The following is a 15,720-nucleotide window of genomic DNA, read 5'->3' on the forward strand; positions in this document are numbered from 1 at the left end:
ACGAGATCCCTCACGATCTGCGCACCGAGCCCGATGAACACCGCGCCCATCATGAAGGCCACGGTGAGGGAAGCAACACCGATGGCGAACTGCATTCGATTCCTCGCGGGTACTCGCGCCCGACTGGGCCGCCATCGAACATTGCTGCGCGTGGCCTCCTCGGGGAGGAACCACACCAGCGGCAGCAGAGCAATCGTCACGCCGAGCAAGATGGCAAACGGAAGCGTGGTGGGCGACGCGGAGTACTGCACGAGCGCACCGCCGACAACGAGCGCGAGTGCGGTACCGCTGGCCGTCGCCGCAGTATTGACGGAAGTGGACAGTGCCGCGGTGCGGCGCGGTGCGAACTCGACGAGTGCGGCGCTGGCCGCACTCATCGCCAGCCCGACCCCGATTCCTTGAAGAGTGCGGCCGACGAAGATCGGGACGAGACCGCTCGTGACCACAAACAGCGCAGTGCCGACGGCGACCATGCCGACACCGGCAAGCAGTACGCGGCGTCGCCCGATCGAGTCCGAGAGAGACCCACACGCAACGAGAGCGAGAACCAGCGCTACCGGATAGGTAGCGAACAACGCGGTCGTGACGACCTCACCCACGCGCCACCGATCCGCTAAGAGCGGATAGACCATCGAGGGCGCGCCGCTCGCCCACAACGACACAACCAGGACGCCCGCCGCCGTCGACAACGCCACCGGTAACGGCAAGGTCTTGCGTGAACGAGGGCGACGGTTCACCGATCTACGCCGACCGAACCGAAGGTGTGCGACCAACCGAGCGGAAGGTGGTGCGCCCAAGCCTCAATGGGTGTCGAGTAGAGCAAGGACGGTCCTCACGATCAGATCGGGTGCGTCCATCGAATCCAGTCGCCCTGCTGCTATCTCGGCTCCGGCACCGTGAAGGACCTGATGGAGCACGGCGACTTGCCACGAGGTGGGCATGTCACGTGAAAACAGTCCTGCACTGCGTCCGCGTTCGATCAACGATTCGACCCGGCTCGCGGGGCCGTCGTGAAGCTCGCGGATACGCGCTGGGGGAAGTTCTTCCTCGGCGGCGGCAATGACCGATCGTGACCGGTCCACCAGCTCCCAGCTGCTGTGAATGAGCCGGGACAACGCTTCTCGGGGATCCCCACCCAGATCGACCGCAGCCAACGTCTGCTCACCGCGATCGATCACACGCGCCACCACGGCATCGATGAGCGCTGGGCGAGAGGCAAAGTGACCGTAGAGCGTCACCCGCCCGAGACCGGCTTCCCGTGCGATATCGCCCATCGTTGCGTTCTGCCGCCGAGACAGGCAGACGATCGCGGCATCGAGAATCCGCTCGACGTTGCGTACCGCGTCGGCTCGTTTACCGACGACCTGCGACGTATCGGTCGCCATGAACCCTCACTTCCCGAACACGTTTGTATGAGTTACGGTACCAGTGTCCAACTCAAACAACTATGTACAACTTAGGGGGCCGTGGTGACCACGTCGAAAACGACACCGGAAGCGGGCGAAGGGCTTCACCCGAAGCGATGGCTCGCACTGGCCCTGCTGGGCACAGCGCAGTTCATGCTGATTCTCGACGTCACAGTGGTCGCGATCGCGCTGCCGCAGATGGGCGTGGACCTGGCCCTATCGCGGGAGGCGGTGACGTGGGTCGTCGCCGCGTACACCCTGACCTTCGGCGGCTTGATGCTCCTCGGCGGGCGTAGCGCGGACCTGTTCGGGTCCAAACCAATCGTCTTCGCCGGCCTGGCCGTCTTCACCGCCGGCTCCCTGGCGGCCGGACTGGCTGCCAATGCCGAGTTCCTGCTCGGCGGCCGCATTGTCCAAGGCATTGGCGCGGCGATGCTCTCACCGGCGGCGTTGTCGGTGGTGGTGCGCCTGTTCGCCGGCGACGAACGCAACCGCGCCCTGGGCATCTGGTCTGCATTGGGCGGCGGCGGCGCGGCGGTCGGTGTCCTGCTCGGTGGCCTGATCACCGCCGGGCCAGGATGGCCGTGGGTGTTCTACATCAACATCCCGGTTGGCCTGATCGTCATCTTCGGCCTCCTCCGGGTTTTACCGCCGCTTACCCCGGCACCCGGGCCGCGTCCCGCGCTCGACATTCTCGGTGCAGCGCTGGTCACCGCTGCGACCGGCTCGGCCATCTACTCGTTGACCGTCGCCGGTGAAATCGGATGGACCAACCCGCAGACCCTCACCGCCGCCGGGGCCGCGGCAGCGCTCTACCTGTTGTTCTGCTGGCGACAGAAGACTGCGTCCTCCCCGCTGATGAACCTAGGACTGCTGGGCCGGCGTCCAGTCGGTGCCGGAGTGTTCGTGATTTTGATCGCCACAGCTTTGATGGTTGCAGTGTTCTTCTTGGGAACCTTCTATTTTCAGCAGTCCGCTGGGCATGGTCCCCTCGTGACCGGACTGTTGTTTCTACCGATTGCGGTGGCGACGATGACGGGAGCGAACCTCGGCGGACGCCTCATCGGACGATGGGGCGCGAGGATCCTCGGCACCGCCGGGATGCTCATCGCGGCGTTGGGATTGCTTGTGCCAGCGGTGTGGGCAACCACTGCGGCGACCACGATCGGCGTCAGCTTCGGCGCATTCGGTATCGGCGCGCTGTTCGTCGTCGCCTCGGCCACCGCGCTCGGGCAGATCGGCCCCGAGGAGGCCGGCATCGCATCCGGCCTGCTGAGCACCTTCCACGAGTTCGGTGCATCCATCGGCGTGGCAACCGTCTCGAGCATCGCTGCACTCAGCCTCGTCGCGGGTGGCGGTGACACCGGGTTCCAACACGCGTTCCTCTTCGCCGCAGCCGCTGCTGCACTGGCCGCAGTGATCTCTGCCTTCGTAATCCCGGCGCGTCCCACCGCCTGAGCACTCGTAGCGGTGTGGACCTGTTGTCCCGAAGAGCATCCGTTGGGTCCATGGGGCAACGTCCGACGATCTACGTCTTCAGTCCGTGGTCCGGAGGTGGGTGACGTTCGAGAGCTCCTCGACTCGGCGGAGAAGCGAACGGTTGTCGATCGACAATCGCTGGATGCTGGCAACTGCCAGCTCCAGGTCGGTGGTGAGGTCGCGGTTGCGCTGCCGAATCTGGGTTACTTCGTCCGAGCACCGGTGTGGGGCGACATGGTCGGTCACAGGTGATGTCGAACGCTTGAGCCGATTGACCGTATGGGGATAGCGTCGGCGAAATGTGGTGTTCGCCAACCCCATGTGTCGGGCGAGTGCGAGCACCGACGGTGTCCGGCCGGACGCATCCTGGAGGTGTTCGATCGCGGCGTCGATGGCGATCGTGTCTTCGTCGCGCTTCTTTGTCATCTCTTCCCCTTGTGGGTGCGATCGATATATGGGTCGGCGTGGCTGTAGCGGTCGAGGAAGTCGACCAGGCGGCGCAGCCGCTCACGCAATCGGTGGTCCAGTAGCGGTGGCAGGTCGGCTCTGGTGGTCAATTCCTGCTCCAGGTGGTGGTGTTCGGTCCGCAGTGCATCGAGGTTGGCTGTAGTGAGGGCAGTATTGCTGCATTCGAGCGGTTGGCAGTGACCGAGTTGTGGGAGCACGTTGCCGCCCTGGTCGGGCCGGGGTTGGCACATCGCTTTGTCGGGGTCGAAGACACAGAGCGCAAATGTTCCGGGGTAGATCGCGGGATCGGATCGCTTCATCAGCCGCTTGATGCGGGTGCTGTCTGTGATGACGGTCCCGGAGAACGCGGCTGCGGCGGCGAACGTGTCCAGACGGTAGTGGGCTAGGTCGGCGGCTGGACCGGTGACGGGTGCATGGAGGTGATCGGTGGCGATGGCCATCAAGTCTTCGCCGCGAGCGAGAGCCTGTTCGGCTTCGACTTCGGCGCGGAACCCTGAGTCCGAGGTGCCTGCATAGCCTTCGAACATTTGGATGCTCAGGTGACGGTAGGCGATGGCACCGGCGATCGACCCGCCCGGCCGACGGGCGATGAACCATGCCAGCGTCCTGCGAAATTGCCGTGTACTCAGAACCCACTGTTGGCCGTTGACCAACGGAATCGACTCTGTAAGAGCGTGTTCGGTGCAGTAAGAATTGATCCAGATCGCGAAGTCTTTCAGTTGTCCGGAGGTGGCTTTGGTGGTCAAGACCCCGACCGTGGCGTCGTTTCGGGGGCGGACCTTCTGCGAGCCGGGCGGGTGCGAGAACAGCAGAGCCCGGCCGTGCGGGTGCATCTTCTCGAGGACCGAGATCGCCCTGGCAGCGGGAGCCCCGACGGTCCACTCGGCGGTGACACCGTGAGGATCGGCTTCGCCTTTGAACGCCACGCCGGTCAGCGTCCATCGGTAGGGGGTGCCGTCGGTATCGCGCGCGGTGCTCAGGCAACCGCGGCGTAGGTGTTTGATCTCGGCGTCCCGCATCCCGGAAAGAAACGCGATGACGATGTAGCAGGCGATGTGCAACATTCGCTGCAGATGCAGGTACGACTTTGTGGGATGCTGGCGCGCGATTCCGTCGATCCATGGGCGACCGTGGAGTCGCCCCTCGATGGCGATAGGCATCCAGGTGTAGTCGGTGACTCCGACTCGCGCAGCGCAGGCAAGGACTTTGCCGCGGATCGCAGGGTTGGTGTCGAGTCCGTTTCTCCCGGTGCCGATTTCGGCGGCGATCTGTTGCATGTTGGGGCGGCCTTGATAACCGGGGAGCGGGTCGTTTTCGGCCTTGTGTCGTGAGAGATAGTGTTCGAGCGCTTCGGCGGCACCGCTGTTACGCCCGTACCGTCCGTTGGTGCGCCGTGAACGGTAATCATCTCGATGCGCAGCGGCGGCAAGGATGTCGCCGGAGAAGTCGTCGACGAAACGGATCGCCCAGGTGATCAGCGGGCCGAGAACGAGTTCGGGGATGCGGCCGGTCGCGTTCTCGGTGGTACCGGGTTTATGCATGGTCCAGCCGTCGATGCGGCGTGCGTCGAAGGACAAGGTGTCGGTGAGGCAAGTGCGGTACCGCCAGAGCATGCACACCGCCCGTCTGGAGTTCTCGCGCGATCCGAATCCGACGGACAGAGTCATCAAATGGCGGTGGTAGTCGAGGACGTCGGCCGCGGTCAACGAACCTAACGTCGGAACGGACGGTCGACCGGACTCCGGTGCGCGATCTGTGAGCCAGTGCAAGAACTTGCGCACTTCGACAAATGTGCTGCCGATCCCGACGACGGATTGACGCCGCTCGCCTGCAGGTAGTGGACCGGAGAGCATCGCCAGGCACAGCTCCTTGGCCGGCAATCGATAGGGGGCGGCGAGGGTGTCGAAGTTGACGACCACTGATCGAACATGTGCTTGTGTCACTGCAGCTTCCAGCCGCCAGGCATCGTCGCGGAATTGTGAGGTATCGGTCAGTGAGTAGCCAGGGCGAAGCCATAAACCGGTCAGGACGTAGCGGCCGTCGATCGATGGGCCAAGTTCGAGGTCGGTGCGAGTAGACGGGGTGTTCATGGATGCTCCCAAGGATCTTCGGCAAGTTCGAGGAGACACTCAGGTGCCTCGGCGGCTGCTGTGGCGATCTGCGTAGCAGTGAATTTGGGGTAGATGTCGTGGTGGATCGCGGTCCAAGTCGGTCCGTAGCGCGTCCACCAGGTGGGTTCGTCGAGCTCGGTGCGTCGCCTGGCTATGGTCGCGGTCAAGGTGGTGATGGCCGGTAGATGAGCGGTGGTGACGACGCAGTTGCCGCAGTGGAAGCAGTCCAGGAATGACACTCGTCGACAGGCACGGCCGGTAACAGGGTGAGCGGAGGAGTCGGCGCATGCTGTCCAGGCACCCTCCTCGCCTGCAGCCGGTTCATCGACGTCGGTGCCGGCGCGCACCTCGAGTTCTGTGACGCCGTGTTCGGCCAAGACGTGGGAATGTGCGGAGAGGGCCGCTGCTTCCGCATCACGGAGGGCCTCGGACATCGTCTCTCTCGCCCACTCCTTCGCGGTGGGATCGCCGCGAAGGTAGTGACTGAACAGCACTTCGACGCTGTTCGAGCGGGCAGCCGAGGGCAGATGTCCACCGACCGAGCGAGTGCGACGGACCTCGACACTGGTGCGTACTCGACGCATATCCAGCCCCAGTGGTGTGGTGTGTCCGAAGGCGTCGGCGTCCGTGTGTAGTCCTTGGAGCCTGCTCCACTTCGACAAATCGGCGCGGCCGGTAAGGGTTTGAGCGAACGGGTTGTGGTGTTCGGCGACGGTTCCGCGATCGTGGTTGGTGTTTCGCCATGATGACCAGAGTGCGGTCGGATCGCTGAGTGCCCGCCCACGCTCCATGAGGCGGTGCAGCAGCAGGTACAGCCCGCCGGGCGTGTGCAGTTCTCGGTGCGGGGGTCCGATTTCCCAGGTCACGGTGTCGTGCCATCGGTTCGGTCCGTTGCGGCGTTTACTCAACTGGACCTCGATGGCTCGGTCTCCGACGATCCGGTGCTCGGCGGGCAGTTCTTTGAGGGCTTCGACGTTGCGGCCGGTGACTGCAACGAACAGGGTCAGCAGTGGCGCCAGGTCGGCACGCGTGACGAACAGTTGACCCGCCCAGGCTGTGCGTTGATGACGGTGGCGGACGATCGGTCCGCCGGGCACCGGGACGACTCCGGTAGCTGCCATGTCCCAAATCAATTGCTCGGCTTGGGTTGTCGGTTTGACGTCCATCCCGTCTATAGCCTCGAGGTGCTCGTTTCCTGCTGTTGTGCGCGCGCGAATGGCCCCCACGTCGGTGCGGGCGGCATCGACTAGACGCGTGAATTCGCCGTCGGAGTACCCGGTCAGAGAAACGAGGGTGCCTTTGCCTGATGGGGTGCTGATGTGGTCGAGGACCTCGATATCGAGATGGCTCGCTAGGGGAGGAAGCCGAAGAAGCAGGCGGAGTTCGCTGAGCTCGCCTGTGCGGGTGGCGACGGTTCGCGGTGTGTCGATCCTGTTGAGGAACATCTCGACGTGGGTCACGGTCAGGTCAGCCGGTGAGGCGGGGCTGTTGTCGAGGCTCTCGAGAAAGCGCAGTAGCCGTGCGACGAACGAGAACACGGTAGTAGCCGAACTGTGGGTCCGTCTGTCACCGGCGGGACCTATGCGTAATGCCAAGGCTTCTGCCACCGGAGCATGCCAGTTCGGCATGGCCAGGACCTCGACGTCGAAGGTGCCGGTGCGTCCGTCGTCGCCGTGGAAGTCGACGACCAGAGACGGTACCGAGGATGGTCCTGATGGCGGGCGATAGATTCCGGGCGTAGGGAGCGGGGCATGTGTCCCGGGGTGAGTTCGCGATTCGGTCACAGCACAACACCGGCCGCCGGGAGAGTCGCTGCGTCGCCGGCACTGGCCGGATCCGGTGTGGGGATTTCCCAATCATCCGGCACAAGCGCCATTCTCGTCTCCATCTCGAGTTCGGCGAGCGCGTGGAGATAGATCTGTGTGGTCACCACGGATCGATGTCCGAGTCGGCGGCGTACCCAGTCCAGCGGGTCACCGAAGATGCGGGTGTAGTGCCCGCGCTGGTCCGGGTTCAGCTCGCCAAGGGCAGCGATGTGACCGCGTTGGAGCTGTTCGAGGGTGATGACGGCAAACGTGTGCCGGAGCATGTGAGCATGCGCCGACAGCGGCACACCGGCTCGCTGGCAGCGGGTGTTGGCCTCGGCGAACATCTTCTTCCACGCAGCCACTGACAGCGGCATGCCGTGCTCGCCGAGCCAGAACGCGGCGGGTTCGAGACCGCCGGGGCGCGCAATCAGCAACTGCTGGCGCTCCGCCCAATTCAGCTCCGAGACTTTCACGGTCCGCTTCAGCGCGGCACCGGTGACGTGCGTGGCGATCGCGTGTTCCGGATCTTCCACCACCAGAGGGTGCCGCATGCGCTCGTACCGTTGTTTCTCTCGGGCTGCAGCGATGACGTCGGCTCGGTCGAAGGCACTGTAAGTAGCCAGATCACGAACGAGGGAAGCCGGAACGTAGACCCACCGTGCGGAGCGGCCTTTCGCGATTGACCCGGGAAGCCAAAACCGCTGATAACCACTGCGATTGGTATCGATGTGTGGAAGCTCCAGCACGGTGAGTGCAGATTGTTCCGAGATCCGAAGGCCCGTTCGGACCATCACGTCGCAATAGGTAGCGTTACGCCCCGACCACCGGCCACGGAAACCTTCTCGCGGCATCCCGGCGGCGTCGAACCCGCGGACACCGACCTCGCGCCACCTGCGATAGTCGGCAAGGGGAAGCCACTGGATGCGGTCCCGGCCGCCGTCGTGACTGTAGGTGGCAGGGCGCAGCTCGTCGGATCGCCGCGAGACCGCATACCCGGTATGTGCAGGGGCAGGCCGTCGCCAGGTCTGTGGGATCGGATTGACTCGCACGTGTCCGGCGGTGTGAGCCCACCGGTAGAACCTGTTTACCGCCGCCACTTCACGGTTCCACGTGTTGCCGGACACGCGCGGGCCATCGGGATCATGTCGTCGCCAATGCAGATACGAAAGGTGGTCACTGTCTTCGATGTCACGCCAATGACGTTCGCGGTCAACATGGTTGACGAAAGTCAGGAAGCTCGCGAGGTCGCGGGCGTATCCGATCTGTGTCATCCTGGCCATGGTGGCCATCGCAGTGGTGCGGAAGAAATCGTTCAGATCGGTGTCGTAGTCGAAGGCGGGCGAGAGCAAGAACGGAGTCCCTGGAGTCTGACGAGTCTCTTTGAGCCAGTCGGTCCAGTCATCTGTGTAGGTGACGCCGTCTGCGGTAGGTGAAGATCGGGACTTGGAAAGTTCTGCGGCAGTGGTACGAACATGCCATCGGCTGCTTGTCATCGCCGCTCATGATCCGGTCAGTGACCGAGTATGCACAAGATTTGCTGCCTAAGTTTCAAAATTCCGATCGGGAACGGCAAGGGGTACCTTCAGCTCTTATGACGGTCGTTCATCTTGTGTCTATTGTCCAAGGTTGATTTAGAGGCTGCCTGCGATCAACGACTCCGGCGGTTGTGTGCGGACTCGATCGCCTGCCCGGGAGAAGCGTGCCGCCGGCTGGAAGATGCGCCCCTGCTCGGGGAGGTCGAAGCGAACGAGGTCAAGTGTAAATTCGAGACGGTGAATGTCCCGACGTGGCAACAACTCACAGCGCGCAATGCCGCGGCGACCGACCTCAACATGTCAGGCTCGCTGCACGTTGTCGGTGTGACCGACACAGGCTTCGTCGACGACCGTTTCGAGTTCCGCTACGGCCGGGGTGACCGCTGGTGGGTCGAACGCAATGGCGAGATCGTCTACTCATCGTCGAGCTCCACTGATACGGTCCCCGTCGCCCGCATCGATGGACAGATGGTCCACCAACGCACCACCAGCCTGATCCGCCTCGGCGCACTGTTCACCCCGCGAGATCTCTTCGGCCCGCGTTCACTCCTGACTCGGCGCACACCACCTCAGCACGTCACCCAGGGCCCGACGGCGATCGACCACGCTGACCGTCCGGCATGGTCGACCGAGCTGACATCGCCCACTGGACTCACCACGACAATCGTCATCGACGATGGAACCGGCCTCATCGCGAGCCTAAGCAGCCGCGATCACAGCAAGGCGCTCCACCTCGAGAAACTGACCGAACACGCTGAACTGCCCGACGATCGATTCGCGTGGGACGGTGACACCATCGAATCGAATGATCTGAGGAGCTTCCGGCTGTCCTGGTAGCTCACTGCCGAGTGACCCTGGCTGGTACGTGGTATCCGATCTGCATGCAGACGTGCGCGTATTCCTGCATGCACGGGTCGACGTGCGGATGTGGTCGATCCGTGCGCAGATCAGTTCTGGGGCGGGCAGCATGGACGACCATGGGCGATGTCATCGAGTTTGTGCCGCGGTTCTCACTGACTGATCGGCAGCGGAAGTTGTTACGGATCCACGCGTGGGTGTGCGCCGACATGGCGTACGACGACGTCGAGGAGCGCGGTGATGATCCGGTCGACACGGTGCGGTGGTGGTATTTGTTGAACCGACTTCCCGAATGCACATTCGCCGATTTGTGCCGCGGTTCTCACTGACTGATCGGCAGCGGGAGTTGTTACGGATCCACGCGTGGGTGTGCGCCGACATGGCGTACGACGACGTCGAGGAGCGCGGTGATGATCCGGTCGACACGGTGCGGTGGTGGTATTTGTTGAACCGACTTCCCGAATGCACATTCGCCGATTTGTGCCGCGGTTCTCACTGACTGATCGGCAGCGGGAGTTGTTACGGATCCACGCGTGGGTGTGCGCCGACATGGCGTACGACGACGTCGAGGAGCGCGGTGATGATCCGGTCGACACGGTGCGGTGGTGGTATTTGTTGAACCGACTTCCCGAATGCACATTCGCCGAGTCCGCTCTGTGGCGACGTCAGATGGCCCGATCTTTCGACGACTTGGCTCAGGACCTCGACGCCGGTCGGCTACCCCGGCCTCACACGATCGCCGAACAGCTCGCGCTCATGATCGTCATCGCCCAAGCCGCCGCAGCGCTGGCCGATGAGGTGTACGGCGACGATGTTGCCGTACTGGCGTCCCATCCGCGGGACGTCGACTGGGACGCCGTCACAGACGTTCTGATGGGCGACCGCGATGTCGAGGTGTTCTATCACCCGGCGACAGCGGCACACGGTCTACGTGTCTTTCCATGCGATACGTGGTTCACGGCCATGGACGGACACGAGCCACGTGACCCTCGGCGGGGATTTCGACGGTAGAAGCCTCGGGTCATCGCGAACACAACGCGACCAGCAACTTGCCATTGTTCGGCAGGTCTTTGATGCTTGATGGTGTTGTGCACTATGGCTTTCCGTGTTCGGGTACGGTGCGATTATGGCTACGAACATGCTTATCGACCCGGCTCGTGTCGTCACCGCCCGAGGCCGTCACCTCGGGAATTATCGCTTCGGGCTCGTCCGCTACGAGCCTGAGAAGTGGGGGCGGATCATCACAGCCCCAGATGAGGGTCAGACGATTCTCGTTGCACCGGTCGACGGCTCGGACGCGTTCGATCTATCGGTGATCCGCGACGCTGAGTTCGACGTTCTTCCGGTTACCTCGGATGGTGTCTGAGCCGCCCAGGGGGAGAAGCAGAGGGCTGACACCGTCGAGTGTGCTTCCGCGGCTGGGGGTGTGAGCCTTTGCTCGTGTCATCCGAGGCGACGGGACGGGCGGGGCACTTTCTCGGGTTCGTTGTTGTCGACGACGTTCCAGTAGCGGCCGTTGGCGTCCATTACCGAGTACCAGATGCTAACGAATGCGGGAGCCGGGTTCTGCTCGGCGGGATCGTCTGATTCCCACCGGATATTGAACGTTTCACCCGCCTCGAGCACGGCCTGCCTCCGCCAACCACCCGATCTGATCGGTGTGTCCTCCGACAGGGCTGTCTCTGCGAACGCCCGCATATTCACCGCGTCAGCGTCGTCTTCGACCTGGGCGCGGAAGCCGTGAATTTCGATCTCGTACAGCGGGTCCTTGCTGCGATTGGTGAATTCTGTGCGCCACTGTTGCTTTCGGTTCGCGTCGAGGCCGTCGGGCCACGGGAGCATGTGCAGTAGTCGGACCTGGTTCGCCTGGTCCTCCAGGTCCGAATGCCGCGTCGATTGGTACGACCGGAGGGCGAGTACGACGCCTGCGGCGGTGAACAGAGCACCACCTGCCGAGACCCATGCCGGCAGCGAGCCCAGATCCACGTTGGTGTGGGTACTCGTCAGAGCAAGGACGGCGACCAGGCCGAGCGCTACGGCCATGGACCACGCCCAGTCTCTTTTGCGTGGACGGGCACGCCAGAAATCGCTGATGGGGCACCCGATCGCGGCACAGCCCAATACAAGGCCTATGAGAGCTGTGGCTACCCAGAACTCCTGGAAGACCCGATCTACGGTCCACCCCGTCCGGTGGAGGGAAAAGGTGCCGAAAATGACGGCGAGTGCACCGCACACCAGGCCTGCGATGCGGCTCCAGGGGCGATCTCCACGCATTGCTTTCACCCAATCACCCTAAGGAGGTGAGCCCACCTGTGCCGCCTGCAGGCACCCTCGCGCCTGGCCGGGTTGGTGTGCAGTGCAACCATCGACTGCGAACTTCCGAACTGACCACGAACAGGCAGACTGGCGCAGCAGGGGCAAGGCCGCACAACGACCCCAGCCGCCCTGGAAGCTAGGCCGTAAGCACCGTGGCACTCGCGCACCAGACAGCTACACAGCACCCCTAGAGCCCGCCCCAGCACGATCGGCAGCCTGGCCGGGCCTTGCCCAACGGACGGTTCAACGCGCGTTCTCTGCGATCGACACCTGCTCGTCGTAGAGCACCGCGTCGAAGTGCACGAAGTTGCACCGCCTCGAATACGCCGGCTTCGTCATCGCCACCAATGCCAACAACGTGAGGGTGGATTCGTAGAGTGCGAACCATTCGTTCTCTGACCGTTTGCAAATGCGGGGTTCATCGCCGTGTGCGAGGTGATTGCGGGCGTCGACGAGGTCTCCTTCCCTTACCGCCCTCGGGCAGTTGGCCGCAGAGCCGATTTTGGGCCTCAGGCACTACGACGCGAAGGTTCCAGCCCAGTCACCAAGGGCGGTGACAAAACCTGCAGTGTCATCTGGGTCGACCTCGGCGATCCACTCGTGGCCGCGACGTATGCGCAGCTTGCCGTACGGGTTGGGTCTGCCCGGGGAATGTGTGTGCGGTCCGAAGCGAACGGGAGTGATGTAGCACGGTGTGTCGCCGTCGCTGATTTTCCCGGGGTGCACAGCGACAACGCAGTGTGCCTCGCAGGGATCGGTATGTGCCCGTGCGCGTCCGCCGTGATGGTTGCATGCAGCGACGAGTTGTTCCATCCGTCGGATTTGTTTCGCGGCCCTCAATCGGTCTCCGAAATCGAGTCCTTCGCTGTAGCAGGTGCGTAGGTAGCCGGATGCGCCTTCGGGTAGAGGTCCTATGGAGCCGAATTCTTGAACGCGGGTGACCAGGCCGGCTTGATTGACTCTGCTGTCGGTTTCGTATTCGTCGCGAGTGTGGTCGAGTAGGTCGCGTCGTTCGTCAGCGTCGGTTTCGAGTTCATCGGCAACAGAGAGTCGTTGTGTGGTGGTCAGGTCGTCGAGTAGGGAGATGAAGTAGTCGTCGACGAGCTGCTCTGCCAGTGCCGAGGACGTCCACGTTTCTCCATGGCGCAGGCCGTCGGTCGAAACTGTTTGTGGCCCAATTCTATTGGATGTTCGGAGCTGCACGATCAATTTCGATATGGCCGTGGCTATCTCTGGGTAGGTGTCGAGCCACATAGCTGCGTCCCATGCGGATTCCGATAGTTGAGTGAGGTAAAAAGCAAGGCTGTGAGCGTACGAGGCGCTGGCGACGGTGGTGATCTTGATGGAATGTTCTTCTGAGTCGAAGCCCGGCCACGTCGCGATTACCGCTGCCCGGTCGTGTGATGCCTTCATTACGCTGTAGCTGGTCATGATGGTGCCGCCTTCTCGTTTGAGAGCCGGGCCGAGCCGGGCGACCAGGAGTGCACGTGGCACTGCCAGACTGGTTGCCAAGCAGGGACAGCCGAAATAGTGGAAGATTCGCCGGAAACCCCGTAGCACCACCACGGCGTCGCTCCTGACCATTCGAGTATGTCACCCGAACGTGGCTGAGGGCAACGACAAGGGCTATGTCCGGCTCGCCGTAGGTCGTTCAACCTGTGTCACCGTCCACAGTCGATCTAGAAGCTGTCTGCGATCAGCTTCGCCGCGCGCCCACGACTGCATCGTGGGCGGCCGCGCAATCTTCGATTTGAAGCGGATCTTCTCAAAGTAGGGTCGTGTCGGTGATTGCCGAACTGACAGCCGGAATCAAAACGGCCCTGCGCCCGACGTTGCCCACAATGAGAGGGCGGACCGACGAGCCTGGTAGTCGGCCGAGATTCATGGCGCTTGCAGCTGGAGCGGTGCTTGTCGCCGTGCTGTTCGGTACTGCGATAGGTCAACTGACGAGTATGGTCAACTCGGTCGCCGCCAGTTACGTCCTCGGCGCTGTTCAGACACTTCCCCTCCTTCTGATCCGGGTGGCACCTCTGCTGACCTGGCAGTTGATCGCACTCGGGATGTTCGCCGGAACGCTGTCAGGGCTGGTTCAGGAAGAGGTTTTCCCATGGCCGGCGGCAAGTTGCATTGCGGCGGGGCTCGCCCTGTATCGAGTGGCCCGAGTGCATCCGCCGAACGTGGGAGCCGCGGTCGCCCTCGTGTCCTTCCTGGCGGTCGTGGTCCCGACTGTCTTGACGGTGAAGATGCCACCGTTCGCTTTGCTGATCATTGCCGCGACGTTGGCTGCGATCACCGTCGCGGGAGTGGTCATGATGCGACTGTCGTCGGCGGAAACCGCCCTGGCGGACGAACAGCAGCTCCGCATGGGACAGGAGCGGCGTCAGGCGGTGATCGAAGAGCGGGCGCGGATCGCACGGGAACTGCACGATGTAGTGGCGCACCACATGTCGATGATCGCGGTGCAGGCACAGGCCGCACGGTTCAAGAGCCCCGACCTCCCACCCGAGGCGATTGCGACGTTCGACGACATACATCGCGCATCGGCAACCGCACTGACCGAGATGCGCCAGGTTATCGAGGTCCTTCGTGACCCGGACGAGGCAACTGAACACTCACCGGCACCGAACCTGTCCGACATCGGCGCCCTTGTGAGCCAATGGAGCGCGGCCGGAGCCCACGTCACGTTGTATACGGACGGGGAGCTCGACACGCTGCCGGAAGCGCTGTCCACTACCGTCTACCGCATCCTCCAGGAATCGCTCGCCAATGCAGCACGTCACGCACCCGGCACGAAGGTTGAGATACGCGTGACCCGCACGAACGACGAGCTTCGGGTGACTGTCGGCAACGAAACCGAACAGGTGTCCGCCGATTCGAGAGGCCGAGGACACGGACTTGTCGGTATCTCCGAGCGGGCAGCCGCATTCGGCGGAAGCATGACTGCCGGGATGACGAAGAACGGACGATTCGAGGTGTCTGTAATCTTCCCAGTTCGCGGACGAAACATCCCACCACGCAGTAACATTGGCGATGATCCGAGCGCAGTGGAGCGCCGCCGATGACCATCAGGGTTCTGCTGGCGGACGACCAGGAATTGGTGCGCGACGGAATCGCAGCCGTACTCAGGGCCGAACCTGACATCGTCGTGGTCGGTGAGGCCGCGAACGGTGCGGAGGCCGTCGATCTTGCTGTCAGCCTGCGGCCCGACGTTGTCGTGATGGACATCCGAATGCCAGTGCTCGATGGAATCCGGGCGACCGAGCAGATCCTCGCATCACTGGGCGAGAGGACGAACTCGATCCGCGTGCTGATGCTCACGACGTTCGACCTCGACGATTACGTGTACGAAGCGCTCAGTGTCGGTGCAAGCGGGTTTCTGCTCAAGCAATCCACCGCAGCGGATTTCGTCCGGGGCGTCCGCACAGTCGCGTCCGGGGAATCGATGCTGGCACCGACTGTCACAACCCGGCTCATCTCGGAGTTCGCCCGGCGTCGGCGCGGTCGCCCGAACACCGCCGCAGTGTCGGCGTTGACTCCCCGAGAGCTCGACGTGTTGGACGCTCTGGCCACGGGTCTGTCGAATCGAGAGATCGCGTCCGATCTCGTGCTGGCGGAGGAGACAGTGAAGACCCACGTCGGGCGGATTCTCACCAAGCTCGACCTTCGTGACCGGACGCAGGCTGTCGTTTTCTACTACGAAAATGAACTCTCCCACCGACTCGACTAGCTCCTCCGGGGG

General features: G+C 63.2%; 14 protein-coding genes. 6 read left to right on the forward strand and 8 right to left on the reverse strand.

Annotation, left to right across the window (positions count from 1 at the left end):
- Positions 1 to 737 (reverse strand): MFS transporter (locus CH296_RS26140; protein ID WP_143546415.1); only part of this gene is annotated, 737 nt, incomplete at its 3' end.
- Positions 738 to 800: 63 nt separating this feature from the next.
- On the reverse strand, positions 801 to 1,385 hold the full coding sequence (locus CH296_RS26145) for a TetR/AcrR family transcriptional regulator (protein WP_032407145.1): 585 nt from the start codon (positions 1,383 to 1,385) through the stop codon (positions 801 to 803).
- Positions 1,386 to 1,469: 84 nt separating this feature from the next.
- On the opposite strand from CH296_RS26145, the gene CH296_RS26150 reads away from it, so the two are divergent.
- Positions 1,470 to 2,864 carry an MFS transporter gene (locus CH296_RS26150; RefSeq protein ID WP_032407152.1) on the forward strand — a complete coding sequence of 465 codons (1,395 nt, stop codon included), beginning with the start codon at positions 1,470 to 1,472 and terminating at the stop codon, positions 2,862 to 2,864.
- 78 nt (positions 2,865 to 2,942) lie between these two features.
- Here the strand turns inward: CH296_RS26150 and CH296_RS26155 are convergent, their stop codons facing one another.
- Genes CH296_RS26155 through CH296_RS26170 form a run of 4 tightly spaced genes read right to left on the reverse strand, consistent with a single transcriptional unit; the run spans position 2,943 to position 8,765 of the window.
- Complete coding sequence (locus CH296_RS26155; protein WP_032407144.1) at positions 2,943 to 3,311, reverse strand: hypothetical protein; 369 nt, start codon at positions 3,309 to 3,311, stop codon at positions 2,943 to 2,945.
- Positions 3,308 to 5,443 carry a hypothetical protein gene (locus tag CH296_RS26160; RefSeq protein WP_032407143.1) on the reverse strand — a complete coding sequence of 712 codons (2,136 nt, stop codon included), beginning with the start codon at positions 5,441 to 5,443 and terminating at the stop codon, positions 3,308 to 3,310. The genes CH296_RS26155 and CH296_RS26160 overlap by 4 nt, the downstream gene beginning before the upstream one ends.
- Positions 5,440 to 7,248: a hypothetical protein gene (locus tag CH296_RS26165; protein WP_072692251.1), complete on the reverse strand. Its 1,809-nt coding sequence runs from the start codon at positions 7,246 to 7,248 to the stop codon at positions 5,440 to 5,442. Before CH296_RS26165 ends, CH296_RS26160 begins: the two co-directional genes overlap by 4 nt.
- Positions 7,245 to 8,765 carry a site-specific integrase gene (locus CH296_RS26170; protein ID WP_072692250.1) on the reverse strand — a complete coding sequence of 507 codons (1,521 nt, stop codon included), beginning with the start codon at positions 8,763 to 8,765 and terminating at the stop codon, positions 7,245 to 7,247. Before CH296_RS26170 ends, CH296_RS26165 begins: the two co-directional genes overlap by 4 nt.
- Positions 8,766 to 8,888: 123 nt before the next feature.
- Here CH296_RS26170 and CH296_RS26175 point away from each other — a divergent pair, with 123 nt between their 5' ends.
- The 3 genes from CH296_RS26175 to CH296_RS26190 all read left to right on the forward strand — a co-directional run bounded on the left by CH296_RS26175 (position 8,889) and on the right by CH296_RS26190 (position 11,031).
- Positions 8,889 to 9,644, forward strand: a complete 756-nt coding sequence (locus CH296_RS26175; RefSeq protein WP_139278554.1) for a hypothetical protein — start codon at positions 8,889 to 8,891, stop codon at positions 9,642 to 9,644.
- Positions 9,645 to 10,214: 570 nt separating this feature from the next.
- Positions 10,215 to 10,676, forward strand: coding sequence for a hypothetical protein (locus CH296_RS26185; protein ID WP_094717151.1), 462 nt, complete (start codon positions 10,215 to 10,217; stop codon positions 10,674 to 10,676).
- Positions 10,677 to 10,770: 94 nt separating this feature from the next.
- Positions 10,771 to 11,031 carry a hypothetical protein gene (locus tag CH296_RS26190; protein WP_032375870.1) on the forward strand — a complete coding sequence of 87 codons (261 nt, stop codon included), beginning with the start codon at positions 10,771 to 10,773 and terminating at the stop codon, positions 11,029 to 11,031.
- Positions 11,032 to 11,108: 77 nt separating this feature from the next.
- On the opposite strand, the gene CH296_RS26195 is transcribed toward CH296_RS26190, so the two are convergent.
- Together CH296_RS26195 and CH296_RS26200 are read right to left on the reverse strand one after the other, a co-directional pair.
- Positions 11,109 to 11,948, reverse strand: coding sequence for a hypothetical protein (locus CH296_RS26195; protein ID WP_141215047.1), 840 nt, complete (start codon positions 11,946 to 11,948; stop codon positions 11,109 to 11,111).
- Between the two features lie 549 nt (positions 11,949 to 12,497).
- Positions 12,498 to 13,475 (reverse strand): hypothetical protein, encoded by a 978-nt coding sequence (locus tag CH296_RS26200; protein WP_032407140.1) that lies wholly within the window; start codon positions 13,473 to 13,475, stop codon positions 12,498 to 12,500.
- A 389-nt stretch (positions 13,476 to 13,864) separates the two neighbouring features.
- Here CH296_RS26200 and CH296_RS26205 point away from each other — a divergent pair, with 389 nt between their 5' ends.
- The gene (locus tag CH296_RS26205) at positions 13,865 to 15,043 is read left to right on the forward strand and encodes a sensor histidine kinase (protein ID WP_139278552.1); all 1,179 of its coding nucleotides are present in this window, start codon (positions 13,865 to 13,867) and stop codon (positions 15,041 to 15,043) included.
- Positions 15,040 to 15,708 (forward strand): response regulator transcription factor, encoded by a 669-nt coding sequence (locus tag CH296_RS26210; protein ID WP_015586188.1) that lies wholly within the window; start codon positions 15,040 to 15,042, stop codon positions 15,706 to 15,708. Before CH296_RS26205 ends, CH296_RS26210 begins: the two co-directional genes overlap by 4 nt.
- Positions 15,709 to 15,720 lie beyond the last annotated feature (12 nt).

The sequence above is a fragment of the Rhodococcus sp. 14-2496-1d genome, assembly GCF_002259365.1.
In the GTDB taxonomy this organism is placed as follows: domain Bacteria; phylum Actinomycetota; class Actinomycetes; order Mycobacteriales; family Mycobacteriaceae; genus Rhodococcoides.